This is a genomic window from Novosphingobium mangrovi (genome assembly GCF_022818885.1).
Classification (GTDB): Bacteria; Pseudomonadota; Alphaproteobacteria; order Sphingomonadales; family Sphingomonadaceae; genus Novosphingobium; species Novosphingobium mangrovi.
The window spans coordinates 1-12834 of record NZ_JALHAT010000017.1; the positions used below are offsets into that span (position 1 = coordinate 1).

The 12834-nt window shown below is 66.2% G+C and carries 14 protein-coding genes; 13 read left to right on the forward strand and 1 reads right to left on the reverse strand.

Annotation, left to right across the window (positions count from 1 at the left end; all coding sequences use genetic code 11):
• Positions 1-90: 90 nt before the first annotated feature.
• Positions 91-2316, reverse strand: a complete 2226-nt coding sequence (locus tag MTR65_RS11120) for a tetratricopeptide repeat protein (protein WP_243800124.1) — start codon at positions 2314-2316, stop codon at positions 91-93.
• Between the two features lie 322 nt (positions 2317-2638).
• On the opposite strand from MTR65_RS11120, the gene MTR65_RS11125 reads away from it, so the two are divergent.
• From MTR65_RS11125 to hypB, 13 genes are all read left to right on the forward strand, one after another.
• On the forward strand, positions 2639-3751 hold the full coding sequence (locus MTR65_RS11125; protein ID WP_268739382.1) for a hydrogenase small subunit: 1113 nt from the start codon (positions 2639-2641) through the stop codon (positions 3749-3751).
• A gap of 2 nt (positions 3752-3753) precedes the next feature.
• Positions 3754-5553 carry a nickel-dependent hydrogenase large subunit gene (locus tag MTR65_RS11130; protein WP_243800126.1) on the forward strand — a complete coding sequence of 600 codons (1800 nt, stop codon included), beginning with the start codon at positions 3754-3756 and terminating at the stop codon, positions 5551-5553.
• Between the two features lie 17 nt (positions 5554-5570).
• Positions 5571-6155, forward strand: a complete 585-nt coding sequence (locus MTR65_RS11135) for a HupE/UreJ family protein (protein WP_243800128.1) — start codon at positions 5571-5573, stop codon at positions 6153-6155.
• A 29-nt stretch (positions 6156-6184) separates the two neighbouring features.
• Complete coding sequence (gene cybH, locus MTR65_RS11140; RefSeq protein WP_226632561.1) at positions 6185-6886, forward strand: Ni/Fe-hydrogenase, b-type cytochrome subunit; 702 nt, start codon at positions 6185-6187, stop codon at positions 6884-6886.
• A gap of 299 nt (positions 6887-7185) precedes the next feature.
• Complete coding sequence (locus MTR65_RS11145) at positions 7186-7914, forward strand: HyaD/HybD family hydrogenase maturation endopeptidase (RefSeq protein ID WP_243800131.1); 729 nt, start codon at positions 7186-7188, stop codon at positions 7912-7914.
• Positions 7914-8228 (forward strand): HypC/HybG/HupF family hydrogenase formation chaperone, encoded by a 315-nt coding sequence (locus MTR65_RS11150; protein ID WP_243800133.1) that lies wholly within the window; start codon positions 7914-7916, stop codon positions 8226-8228. Before MTR65_RS11145 ends, MTR65_RS11150 begins: the two co-directional genes overlap by 1 nt.
• Positions 8228-8662, forward strand: a complete 435-nt coding sequence (locus MTR65_RS11155; protein ID WP_243800135.1) for a thioredoxin domain-containing protein — start codon at positions 8228-8230, stop codon at positions 8660-8662. Before MTR65_RS11150 ends, MTR65_RS11155 begins: the two co-directional genes overlap by 1 nt.
• A 14-nt stretch (positions 8663-8676) precedes the next feature.
• Positions 8677-9567, forward strand: coding sequence for a hydrogenase expression/formation protein (locus tag MTR65_RS11160; protein WP_243800137.1), 891 nt, complete (start codon positions 8677-8679; stop codon positions 9565-9567).
• Between the two features lie 2 nt (positions 9568-9569).
• A complete protein-coding gene (locus MTR65_RS11165; RefSeq protein WP_243800139.1) occupies positions 9570-9812 on the forward strand; it encodes a rubredoxin in 243 nt (80 codons plus the stop codon).
• A 28-nt stretch (positions 9813-9840) separates the two neighbouring features.
• Positions 9841-10512 carry a [NiFe]-hydrogenase assembly chaperone HybE gene (gene hybE, locus MTR65_RS11170; protein ID WP_243800141.1) on the forward strand — a complete coding sequence of 224 codons (672 nt, stop codon included), beginning with the start codon at positions 9841-9843 and terminating at the stop codon, positions 10510-10512.
• Positions 10512-11531 carry a hypothetical protein gene (locus MTR65_RS11175; RefSeq protein ID WP_243800143.1) on the forward strand — a complete coding sequence of 340 codons (1020 nt, stop codon included), beginning with the start codon at positions 10512-10514 and terminating at the stop codon, positions 11529-11531. Before hybE ends, MTR65_RS11175 begins: the two co-directional genes overlap by 1 nt.
• The gene (hypA, locus tag MTR65_RS11180; protein WP_039388858.1) at positions 11531-11872 is read left to right on the forward strand and encodes a hydrogenase maturation nickel metallochaperone HypA; all 342 of its coding nucleotides are present in this window, start codon (positions 11531-11533) and stop codon (positions 11870-11872) included. The genes MTR65_RS11175 and hypA overlap by 1 nt, the downstream gene beginning before the upstream one ends.
• The gene (gene hypB, locus MTR65_RS11185; RefSeq protein ID WP_243800146.1) at positions 11872-12822 is read left to right on the forward strand and encodes a hydrogenase nickel incorporation protein HypB; all 951 of its coding nucleotides are present in this window, start codon (positions 11872-11874) and stop codon (positions 12820-12822) included. Before hypA ends, hypB begins: the two co-directional genes overlap by 1 nt.
• The last annotated feature ends 12 nt before the right edge of the window (positions 12823-12834 follow it).

Here is a 12834-nt window from a genome sequence, read left to right on the forward strand (position 1 = left end):
TTTGAGCTAAGTCTGCGCGCGGGAGGCGAGGGCGACTGGTTCGGGGAGCCCGAGGGCGATGGCCCTCGGAACTCTTCTTCCTGTCTTCTTCTATTCCACGAAGAATGATGCTGGAGAATCGCCATCAAGATGGCGCTGGTGCATCATCTCCAGCGCGCGTTCGAAGCGGCGGGTGTAGGCAGGGGTGTCGAAGAGAGCGCAGCTCATCCGCGCATCGGCGAGGCGCTGGCGCAGCGCGGCAAGGCGCTCCGGGTGCTGGGCGAGAGCCAGGGCGCAGGCTTCGTATTCGCCGGGACTGCTCGTCGCCAGTTCGGGGAGGCCGGCGGCGGTCACCAGGCTGGCGGCGACCCGGGCGGCGAACTGGCGGCCGGCCAGTGTCAGGACCGGGAGACCTGCCCAGAGCGCATCGCTCGCGGTCGTGTGCGCGTTCACCGCGAAAGTGTCGAGGAAGAGGTCGGCCAGTGCGAGCCGCCCGAGGTGCTCGGCGTGAGGGAGGGAAGGTGCGAAGACAAGGCGCGCCGGATCGATGCCGCGGGCCTCGGCCTCGCGCCGCAGGTTCGCTTCGGCCCATTCGTTCGAGCGCAGCAGCCAGAGCACCGAGCCGTCCACCTGGCTCAGGAGGCGCATCCAGATGTCCCATTCGGCGGGCGAGATCTTGTAGGTGTGGTTGAAGCTGGCGAAGACGAAGCCCTGTTCGGGCAGGCCATGTCCGGCGCGCCCCTTCGTGTCGGGGACGATCACGCGCTGGTTGTCGTTGGCCTGATAGCTTCCGGCAAGGCGCACGATGGCTTCGGAAAAATGCGCCTCGGCGCCTTCGGGCAGGGCGACCTCGTCGGCCACGAAATAGTCCATGCAGGCGTGCCCCAGCGTTCCGGGATAGCCCATGTGGGTCACCTGGACGGGGGCGAGACGGTGCCCGAACATCCGCGTGCGGGTGCCGCGTGTGTAGCCCTTGAGGTCGATCGCGATGTCGAGGTTGTCCGCGCGGGCACGGCGCATGACCTCCTCGTCGGTAAGGCCGCCGATTTCGGTGAAGGCATCGACCTGGCCTTTCAGCACGGCGCGGTGATGGTCCTCCTCGCGCTCCGGGCCATAGCTGTAGAGATGGACCTCGAAGCGGCTGCGGTCGTGTTCGCGAAAGAGCCCGCTCATCAGGTAGAGTGTGGCGTGGTTGTGAAAGTCGGCTGAGAAGTAGCCGATGCGGATGCGCCCGTCGCGGCTGGGATCAGGCGCGGGCAGGCTGGCGGGCCTTGCAGGATAGACGTGCTTTGCACAGGCGCACGAGCGTTGGTGCTGGTGGGCGGGGTCGTCGCGGAAGGGCAGGGAGGCGAAAGGCTGCACCGCGCCCACGTCTGCGCCCAGGGTCAGGGCATATTCGCCGCGCGCGCGCCAATCGCACATGTGGGCTTCCTCGAAGAGCGCCTGAAGCCGCGCCGAGGCGTCCGAGGGGGCTAGGGCCAGCGCACCGCGGAATGAAGCTACGGCCTCGGGCAGGCGGTTCATCAGGACCAGCGCCTTGCCGCGGTTGACGAGAGCCTTGCCGTTGTCCGGCGAGATGGTGAGGGCCTTCTCGAAACACTCGAGGGCTGCGTCCACCCGGTCGAGCGCGAGAAGTTCGCCGCCCATGTTGTTGATGGCATCGGCGTGTTCGGGGCGCAGGTGGATGGCCCATTCGTAGCAGGCGATGGCGTCCTCGCGCCGGCCCATCTTCGCGTTGAGATTGCCAAGGTTGTAGTAGGCATCGACGTAGCTGGGATCGATGGCGAGGGCCTGGGCGAAGAAGTAGCCGGCTTCCTCGTCGCGGCCGGTCTGTTCCAGCAGGTTGGCCAGGTTGTAGCGCGCATCCGCATAGGTCGGCGCACGGGCGATGACCTCGCGGTAGAGCTCTTCCGCCTCGGCGTCGCGCCCCTGACGGCGCAGCGCGATGGCGAGGTTGTTGCAGCTGGCATGGGCGCTGGGGTCCGCGGCGATGGCGGCGCGAAAGGCGGTTTCGGCGCGCGGGTTGTCGCCCAACGCGAGAAGCGCGGCGCCGTAGAGGTTTTGCACACCGTGAGAATGCGGGAAGGCGCGCGCCAGCGCTTCGCCCTCGCGCACGGCAAGGCCCATGTTGCCATCGCGATAGGCCGCGACCAGGGTGTCGAAGCGGCGCTGGGCCGAGGTACCGCTGGGTTCATCCAGGGCCTTGAGCGCGGCGCGTACACGGGTGTTGTTGGGGTGGCGTTCGAGGACGTCATGGTAGATCGCGCGCGCGGCATCAGCATCGCCGCGCTTGGCCGCGCCCTTGGCCTTGATCAGCAGGGTTTCCAGTCCGCTCATGCTTCCTCGTGCTCTTCCCGGGATCTGACTTGGACATAACCGGACGTGGTGGACGTTCGGTGACCTGGCCTCCTTGTAGAGTTGCGTAGGGGCGGGCTCGGGTTGCGGGCCTTGCAAAGGTTCGCATGCCCGCTGGGCGCGCGCTTTCACTGGAGTGGGGAAGGTTACTTTCCACTGTGCAAGGAGAGTGTCCGCGAGGTGGGGTGTCACCCCAGCAAGATGCTCGTTTTCCTGTATGTTTCCCGGGTTTGGCACGAGTCTTGCTTAACTCTCTGGAATTGGAACCGCACATTTCGACACGGACGCGGGAAAGGTCAGCCGGATGGCAATCGAAACATTCTACGACGTGATGCGCCGGCAGGGCATCACCCGCCGCAGCTTCAACAAGTTCTGCAGCCTGACGGCCGCGGCGCTCGGGCTCAGCCCGGCCCACGCCCAGGACATCCGCCACGCCATGGAGACCAAGCCGCGCATTCCCGTGCTGTGGCTGCACGGCCTGGAATGCACCTGCTGTTCCGAAAGCTTCATCCGTTCGGCGCATCCGCTGGCCAAGGACGTGATCCTGTCCATGATCAGCCTCGACTATGACGACACGATCATGGCCGCGGCGGGAGAGCAGGCCGAGGCGATCATCGCCGAGACCATCGAGAAGTACGACGGCAACTTCATCCTCGCGGTGGAGGGCAACCCCCCGCTCAACCAGGAAGGCATGAGCTGTATCATCGGTGGCCGGCCCTTCCTCGAACAGCTCAAGCACGCGGCCGATCACTGCAAGGCGATCATTTCGTGGGGCAGTTGTGCCTCCTGGGGCTGCGTCCAGGCCGCGCGACCCAACCCAACGCAGGCGACGCCCGTCCACAAGGTCCCGGGGTTGGCCGACAAGCCGATCATCAAGGTGCCCGGCTGCCCGCCCATCGCCGAGGTCATGACCGGTGTCATCAGCTACATCCTGACCTTCGAGCGCTTCCCCGAGCTCGACAATCAGGGGCGGCCCAAGATGTTCTATTCCCAGCGCATTCACGACAAGTGCTACCGCCGTCCGCACTTCGATGCGGGTCAGTTCGTCGAGGAATTCGACGATGAGGGAGCGCGCAAGGGCTATTGCCTCTACAAGGTCGGCTGCAAGGGCCCGACCACCTACAACGCCTGTTCGACCGTGCGCTGGAACGGCGGCCTCTCCTTCCCGATCCAGGCCGGACACGGCTGCATCGGCTGCTCCGAAGACGGCTTCTGGGACAAGGGCAGCTTCTACGAGCGCCTCTCCGACATCCAGGGCTTCGGCATCGAGGCCGACGCCGACCAGATCGGCGGTACCGCCGCAGCTGCCGTGGGCGCGGGCGTGATCGCCCATGCCGCGGCGAGTGCGGTCAAGCGCGCCCGCTCGGGCAGTTCCTCGGCCTCCGCCGACACCACGACCACCCATGAGGACGCCTGAGCATGGCCACGCTGGCAACCCCTAACGGCTACACCCTCGACAACACCGGCAAGCGCGTCGTTGTCGATCCCGTCACCCGCATCGAGGGGCACATGCGCTGCGAGGTCAATCTCGACAGCAACAACGTGATCCGCAACGCGGTCTCCACCGGCACCATGTGGCGCGGTCTGGAAGTGATCCTCAAGGGCCGCGATCCGCGTGATGCCTGGGCCTTCACCCAACGCATCTGCGGTGTGTGCACGGGCACCCACGCGCTGACCTCTGTGCGCGCGGTGGAGAATGCGCTGGGCATCGAGATCCCGGAAAACGCGAACTCGATCCGCAACATCATGCAGCTCTCGCTGCAGGTGCACGATCATCTGGTCCACTTTTATCACCTTCACGCGCTCGACTGGGTGAACCCGGTCAATGCACTGAAGGCCGACCCCAAGGCGACGAGCGAGCTCCAGCAGATGGTCTCGCCCGCGCACCCCAACTCCTCGCCCGGCTACTTCCGCGATATCCAGACGCGCCTCAAGAAGTTCGTCGAGAGCGGCCAGCTTGGTCCCTTCAAGAACGGCTACTGGACCAACCCCGCCTACCTGCTGCCGCCCGAGGCGGATCTCATGGCCGTGACGCACTATCTGGAGGCGCTGGACTTCCAGAAGGAGATCATGACCGTGCGCACGATCTTCGGGGGTAAGGACATCCACCCCAACTGGCTGGTGGGCGGCGTCCCGTGCGCGATCAACATCGATGGCGACATGGCTGCGGGCGCGCCGGTCAACATGACCTCGCTCAACTACGTGCGCAAGATCACCGACAAGTGCATCGATTTCGTGAAGAACGTCTACGTTCCCGACGTTATCGCCATCGGCAAGTTCTACAAGACCTGGCTCTATGGTGGGGGCATCGCGAACAAGTCGCTGATGGCCTATGGCGATATTCCCGACCGCGCGAACGACTATAGCCCGGAAAACCTGATGATGCCGCACGGCGCCATCGTCGACGGCAAGCTGACCGACATCCACCCGGTTGACCTCACCGACCCTGAGCAGATCCAGGAATTCGTGCCGCACTCGTGGTACAAGTACCCCGACGAGAGCAAGGGCCTGCACCCCTGGGACGGCATTACCGAGCCGCACTACGAGCTGGGCCCCAAGGCCAAGGGCACCTCGACGCGGATCGAGGAGCTCGACGAGGGCGCCAAGTACTCGTGGATCAAGGCGCCGCGCTGGCGCGGCCACGCGATGGAAGTGGGGCCGCTCGCGCGTTACATCATCGGCTATCAGCAGGGCCGCAAGGACATTCAGGAGCAGGTGGACGGCTGCCTCTCCGCGCTGGGGCTGCCGATGGAAGCGATGTTCTCGACGCTCGGCCGCACCGCGGCCCGTGCGCTTGAAGCGCAGTGGGCGGCTGAAAAGCAGGCCTACTTCCTCGACAAGCTCATCACCAATGTGAAGAACGGCGACACGGCCACGGCCAATACCGCCAAGTTCGATCCCAAGACCTGGCCCGACGAGGTCAAGGGTGTGGGCTTTACCGAGGCTCCGCGCGGGGCGCTGGCGCACTGGATCCGCATCAAGGGCGGCAAGATCGAGAACTACCAGTGCGTGGTTCCCACCACCTGGAACGGCACCCCGCGCGACAACGAGGGCAATATCGGCGCCTTCGAGGCTTCGCTGCTGGACACCAAGGTGGAGCGCGCCGAAGAGCCGGTGGAGATCCTGCGCACGCTGCACAGCTTCGATCCCTGCCTCGCCTGCTCGACCCACGTGATGGGGCCTGACGGGCAGGAACTGGCCGAAGTCAAAGTGCGCTGAGGAAAAGGAAGATTACGATGTTCAAACGCACCTCGCCTGCGCGCACCGCTGCAATGGCCGTGGCTCTGTCTACGGGTCTGGCCGCTACCCCTGCGCTGGCGCATCCCGGGCACCTGGGCGATGGCTTGGTGGCGGGCCTCGCGCACCCCTTCCTGGGGCTCGATCACCTGCTCGCCATGCTGGCGGTGGGCCTCTGGGCGGCGACCCGCAAGGCCGCGCAGGCCTGGCAGGCCCCGGCCGTGTTCCTTGCTTGCCTTGCGCTCGGCGGCGTCCTTGGTCTTGCAACCGGGGCCATCGGCGCGCTGGAGAGCGTGGTCGCGGGCTCGCTGGTCGTGCTGGCTGCGCTGCTGGTCGCCGCGCCCTTCGTCGGCAACCGCGCAGGGCTTGCCCTGATCGGTCTCTTCGCACTTGCCCATGGCCATGCCCATGGCGGTGAGGCGAGCGGTCTTGTGCCCGCCTACTTCGCCGGGTTCCTGGCCGCATCGGCCGTGCTGCACCTCATCGGCTGGAAGGTCGGTTGCCACCTCTTCGCCTCGCCTCTCGGGCGCTGGGCGGCGGGCCTTGGCATCGGCGGTGCGGGGCTGGCCCTGGCCTTTGGCTGAGCGGCGATAGCCAGGAGAAAGGACGCGTCATGGCGAGCACGACCTCCAAGCCCCATACCGAGGAAACGGTCTACGTCTACGAGGCGCCCGTGCGCCTGTGGCACTGGATCAATGCGCTGGCGATCCTCGTCCTGTGCCTGAGCGGCTATCTCATCGGCAAGCCGCTGCCCGCGATCGGCGGGGAGGCCTACGACCACTTCATGTTCGGCAAGATCCGCTTTGCGCATTTCGTCGCGGGACAGATCCTCGTCGTGGGCTTCGTCTTCCGCTTCTACTGGGCCTTCGTGGGCAACGCGCATGCGCGTGAAATCTTCCACGTGCCGCTGACCCGTCCTTCATACTGGAAGGAAATCTGGCACGAGATCAAGTGGTACGCGATGATGGAGAAGTCGCCCAAGAAGTACACCGGGCACAATCCGCTGGCGCGCATTTCCATGCATATCCTGTTCGTGTGGGGGATCGTCTTCATGATCCTGACCGGCTTTGCGCTCTACGGCGAGGGCGAGGGGCCGGGCGTGATCCACACGCTCTTCACCAGTTGGGTGATCCCGCTCTTCGGCCAGAGTCAGGACGTCCACACCTGGCACCACATGGGCATGTGGGTGATCGTGATCTTCGTCATCGTCCACATCTACGCCGCCGTGCGGGAAGACATCATGAGCCGCCAGTCGATCATCTCCTCGATGTTCTCGGGCTGGCGGACGTTCAAGGATGACGGGTCCTCGGACTGAGCTCCGCCCCGTCCTCCCCCTCGAAGCGCCGGCGGCCGAACTTCCGCCCATCTCTCTCCCAGGTCGCCGGCGCTTCCCTTTCTGTGTGCAAACATACTTTTCTAAGTAAACTTTCCGATATGGAAGGTTTCTTTCCATGGCGCGTGCGCGCAAGGCGCGTGCCGTCACGAAGGACTGCGCCTTTGCATGGCGAAAGGCCACTTGGCACAGGCTTTGCTGTGCATATTGGCAAGACACTTTCCAATCGGGTCGGGGTGAAGCCGGAGCACGCGGTCAGCCCCACGGAGAAACGGCAAGACATGGCATCCCCCCCTGACAGCACACCTTCCGTTCTGGTGCTGGGCATCGGTAATCTCCTGTGGGCCGACGAAGGCTTCGGCGTGCGCGCGGTCGAGCACATGCACCGCCTTTGGGCCTTCCCGGACAACGTGCGCCTGATCGACGGCGGCACCCAGGGGGTCTACTTGGTCCAGAACATCCGCGAGGCCGACATCCTCGTCGTCTTCGATGCTGTCGACTACGGCCTCGAACCGGGCACGATGAAGCGCGTGGAAGGCGAGGAAGTCCCCCGCTTCCTCGGCGCCAAGAAGGTCTCTTTGCACCAGACCGGCTTCCAGGAAGTGCTGATGATGGCCGAGATGCTGGGCGATCCGCCCGCGCACCAGCTCCTCATCGGCGTGCAGCCGGTCGAGCTGGAAGACTACGGCGGCTCGCTGCGTCCGCAGGTCAAGGACAAGATCGAGCCTGCCATCGCGATGGCGCTCGACTACCTCGCGGGCTTTGGCATCGTGGGCGAGCGCCGCACCGTTCCTCTCGGCGATGCGGAAAGCATCGGCAGCCTGGAGATGGTGCTCGAACGCTACGAGGGTGAGCGTCCCGACGCCGAGATCGCACCGCGCCACGGGGATGACCGCGTTCTGGGCGCAGGCTTCGTGCCGCCCGCCGACTTCGATGCCGAGATGGCCGAACTGGTCAGCCGCATGCCGCTGGATGCGGGCGACGTGGCAGGCGGGGAGGGCGCGCGCTGATGTGCCTGGGTATTCCCATGAAGGTGGTCGAGGTCGCCGGGCCCGGCCGCGCGCTGTGCGCCAACGGCGATGTCTGGGTGGAGATCGACACGCTGCTCGTCGGCGATGTTGCCCCCGGTGAATGGCTGATGACCTTCCTTGGCGCCGCGCGCGAGAAGATGGACGAGGTGAGCGCACTGCGCAGCCGGGATGCCCTGAGCGCGCTCGAAGCCATCATGAACGGCGGTGAGGTCGATATCGAGGCGGCCTTTGCCGACCTCATCGACCGCGAACCCCAATTGCCCGAACACCTGCGCAGCGGAGCCCCCACCTGATGACCCCCGTACTCGATTTCTCGCCGCTGCTGGAAGGCATCTGCCAGCGCCATGGTTACTCTATCGTGGGAGAGGCCGATCTCGACACCGTTCTGGCCGACACGCCGCTGGCCCTGCTGTTCTTCTGCGGGGACCACCGCCGTCTGGCCGAGAGCAACGATGTCGCCGTGGTCCTGCCCGAACTCGACAAGGCGCTGGCAGGCCATGCGCGCGTGCTGGTCTGCGCGCGCGAGGACGAGCGCGCGCTTCAGCGCCGCTTCCGTTTTACCGCCTTCCCCGCGCTCGTCTTCCTGCGCGAGGGGCGTTACCTCGGTGCCATCGAGGGGATCCGCGACTGGTCCGACTACCTGATTGAAATCCCCGAGATCCTGGGACGCGAGCCGAGCGATCCGCCTGCCTACAAACTGCCCGCCGGTTGCGGCGAGAGCCGCTGAGGAGCCCCCATCCCATGACATCCTTCCCTTCTGTGCCTGGTATGAGCGCGCCCGGTCTCGGTGCGCTCGTCGGCCCGGGCAGCCAGCCCGAGAGCTTCGACGGCTCCAAGCTTGATTACATGATCATGCCCAGCGGCATGAGCACCTTCTCTGCCGCCCACGTGCCCGAGGCGGACGATGCGGCGGGGCACGCCCCTGCGCTGACCGCTCTGGGCGCGATGCTGGACGCGCTGCGCCACGCCGAGGCAACGGGCGAGGGCGGTCGGATCGACCTCATGGGCCTTGCGCCGGACGACCTTACCTTCGTTGATCAACTGCTGGGCGAGGGGGAGGTCTCCATTGTCGCAGGCGGCGATGCGCAGGCGCAGGAATCGGTCCTGGCCGGGCTGTGGCGCGTGCGTGTGGCCGGCGCGGATGGTCGCCGCAGCGCCGACTACGCCGAGATCGGCGCCTTCCCGCAGGACCTCCTGGCGCAGGCTTTTGCAGGTGCGCAGGCCCATGTGGCCCTGCCTGAAAGCGCAGGTCCCAACATCTTCAACGCGCCCGCGCTCGTCAGCGAGATCAACGAGCACGTGCCCCATGCGCGCGAGGCCGGGCGGGGGCCACACATCATCAATCTCTCGCTCCTGCCGCACACCGAGGAGGACCTGGCTTTCCTCGAGAACGTGCTGGGGCCGGGCGAACTGATCGTCCTGTCGCGCGGCTATGGCAACTGCCGCATCCGGGCGAGCGGCACGCGCGACACCTGGTGGGTGCGCTATTACAATTCGCAGGACACCCTGATCCTCAACTCGATCGAGATCAGCCCGATCCCTGAAGTGGCGCTGGCCGCGCCCGAGGATATTGCGGATTCGGTCGAGCGCCTGTCCGAGATCCTCGACATCTACGCCCCGGCGGACGCATGAGCATGTCCGCGTCTCCGCCGCCCTCCACCGACCATTTCTTTGCCGGCAGCTATGGCGGCGACGCCTCCAAGCTGTCCGACGACACGCGGCTGGAATGCAAGATCTGCTGGCACATCTACGAGCCCACGCAAGGGTGCGCGTACTGGCAGATCCCGGCGGGAACGCCCTTCGCGGCGCTGCCCGATCACTGGACCTGCCCGGAGTGCGACGGCGCCAAGGGCGACTTCATGGTCATTCCGGACTGACCTCATGGATGCCCCTGCTCAACTCCCCATGTCTGACCTCTCTTTTTCCGATCTCTCTACTCGGATCGAAGGGCTTTATGAGACCATCGCGCGCACGCGCATGGCGGACATCGGCATACTCAATCCCCGTCTCGGTGTTTCGATGCGCGGCTTGCGGCGCTATGGGGAGAACCATGTCGGTATTCTGGTCACGCCCTGGTTCATGAACCTCCTGTTCCTTCCCGTGAATGCGCCCGGTTCGCCGGGCGGCGGGATCCCGCCGCGCATCGGCAGTTTGCGCACCTTCGCCCTGCCTTCGGGGACCTACGAGGGCATCGCGGGGCACGAGCTTGGCCTGGGCTGGCATTGGAGCTGCTCCCTGTTCTCGCCGATGTTCGAGTTCGCCGACATGGAGGGCGCGGTGGAGACGGCGGACGTTTCGCTCGACCTGCTGTTCGACGCCCCCGAAGGTGCGCGTGGGGATGAGGCGGGGCCGTCCGGATCCTCGGAGGAATTTCGCGCCGCGATGGTGCGCCCCGAGCGCGATGGCACTCTCGACGCGCGGCTTGCGGCTATCGAGGCACGCGAGGCCGAAGTCGAAACGGCGGCTCAGGCCGAGGCGCGCGTTGTCGAGAGCTCCGAGCCGGAAACCGACGCGCCCCGCAATCTCGACCGGCGCGCGCTGTTCGGTCTGCGGCGCGGCGAGGGTCTGCGCGGCTGATGGTGCAGGGGCCCTTCCTTCGTATCGACGTACCCTTGCCCGGATCGGGTGCGGCCGAGCCGATCTTCATCGATTACGCGGGCACCGGCCCGGTCGCGCGGCTGGTGACGGGCGCACGGGCGGACGCGATGCCCGCGATGATCGGCCGGCTTTTCACGATCTGCGCAGAGGCCCAGCAGCTGGCGTCACGGGTGGCACTCGCAGCGGCGCAGAACCTCGAAATTGACGGGGCGGAGCTGGAGATGGCCCGCCATGGCGTCAGCCTGGAGGCGGTGCGCGAGACCGGGCTCCATATCCTCCTGGGCTGGCCCGCACTTCTGGAAGAGGCTCCGGACAACGCGTCGGGCGCGGCACTGCTGGCGGCAACCCAGGGCGGTGGAGATGCCAGGGCGCTTGACGAGGTGCTGACGGGGGCGGTCTTCGGATGCTCCCCGGGCCAGTGGCTCGCCGAGCAGACTGGCGGCGGGGCCACGCTGCGCTGGGCCTTCGCAGGCGCAACGCCCGCCGCGCGGCTGCTGGCGCGCGCCATCGATGCGAGCGCGGTTCCGATACATCCCGCGCCCGCGCCGGGAAGTCCGGTTGATCGCTGTGCCCGGCAGATGTTTGTCGCCCAGCTCGATCCCGGAAGCCTTGCCTCCCATCACGCCGCGCGCCTGTTCGAGCTAGCCCGGCTGGCTGCGCCGCATATTGCAGGTACACCCCATGCCGCGTTCCTTGCCGCGCAGTCCGACGCGTCCGGCCATGGCCGGGCGGAGATTGCCTGCGCGCGCGGAACCCTTGTTCACGAAGTCGAGGTGGCCGAGGGGCGTATCGCGCGGTGCGAGATGCGCTCGCCCACCGATGTCGCCTTCGCGCCCTATGGGCCGGGGCGCATGTGGTTGCAGACCGTGGCCGATGGCACGCTTTCCTGGCCACGCGAAGAGCGCGAGGCGGTCATGCGCGAGGTTCTGGCCGCGATCGATCCCTGCATGGAGTACCGCCTCACTTTCGCCTCTCCGGCCGCGAAAGGAGCGCTCTGATGCACGAGATGGCGCTGTGCGAATCCATCCGCCAGATCATCGAGGAGCAGGCCGGGGCCCAGGGCTTTACCCGGGTCGAGCGGGTCGCGCTCGATGTGGGGGCCTTCTCCGGCGTCGAGGTCGAGGCGCTGCGCTTTGGCTTCGATGTCGTGATGCGCGGGTCCCTCGCCGAGGAGGCGCGGCTCGAGATACACCAATCCAAGGGGCAGGGCTGGTGCCTGCCCTGCGCGCGCGAAGTCGAGATCGCGCAGCGCTACGACGCCTGTCCGCACTGCGGCAGCTACCAGCTGCAGGTGACGGGCGGCGAGAACCTGAGCATTCGTGAACTGGAGGTCTTCTGATGTGTACCGTGTGCGGCTGTAGCGACGGGGAAACCCGGATCGAGGGCAAGGCCCATTCCCATGCGCATGGCCACGATCACCACCATCATCATGACCATGACCATGACCATGACCATGACCACCATCACGCGCATGACCATCACCACGATCACGGGGGCCATCACCACGATCACGGGGGCCATCACCACCATGGTGAGCACGGCGATCTGCACTATGGCCAGGGCGCCGCAGGGACCTCGGTTCCGGGGATGAGCCAGACCCGTCTGATCCAGCTCGAAGCCGATATCCTGGGCAAGAACAATGGTTATGCGCAGGCCAACCGCGCGCAGTTCGCGCAACATGGCATGTTCGTGCTCAACCTCGTCTCCTCGCCGGGCTCGGGCAAGACCACGCTTTTGTGCAAGACGCTGGAGGCCCTCAAGGATACGCTTGATCTTGCCGTGATCGAAGGCGACCAGCAGACCAGCGCCGATGCCGACCGCATCCGTGCAACGGGCGTTCCCGCGATCCAGGTCAACACCGGCAAGGGCTGCCACCTCGATGCGCACATGGTGGGCCACGCGGTGGAAAGCCTGAAGCCGGCGAAGGGCTCGGTCCTGCTGATCGAGAATGTCGGCAACCTGGTCTGCCCGGCGGGCTTTGACCTTGGCGAAGCGCACAAGGTGGCGATCCTCTCGGTTACCGAGGGTGAGGACAAGCCGCTGAAGTACCCCGACATGTTCGCCGCCTCCGACCTCGTCCTCCTCAACAAGGTGGACCTGCTGCCCCACCTCGATTTCGATATCGAGGAGGCCGAGGCCAACGTGCGCCGGGTCAATCCGCGCGCCCGCGTGCTGCGCGTCTCGGCACGTTCGGGTGAGGGGATGGAAGCCTGGATGCAGTGGCTCAAGGGCGGGGCGATGATGGCTTCGGCTACGCTGCCTGCCAACGCGCCGCTCGCGGCCGAATAGGACCTTCACGCC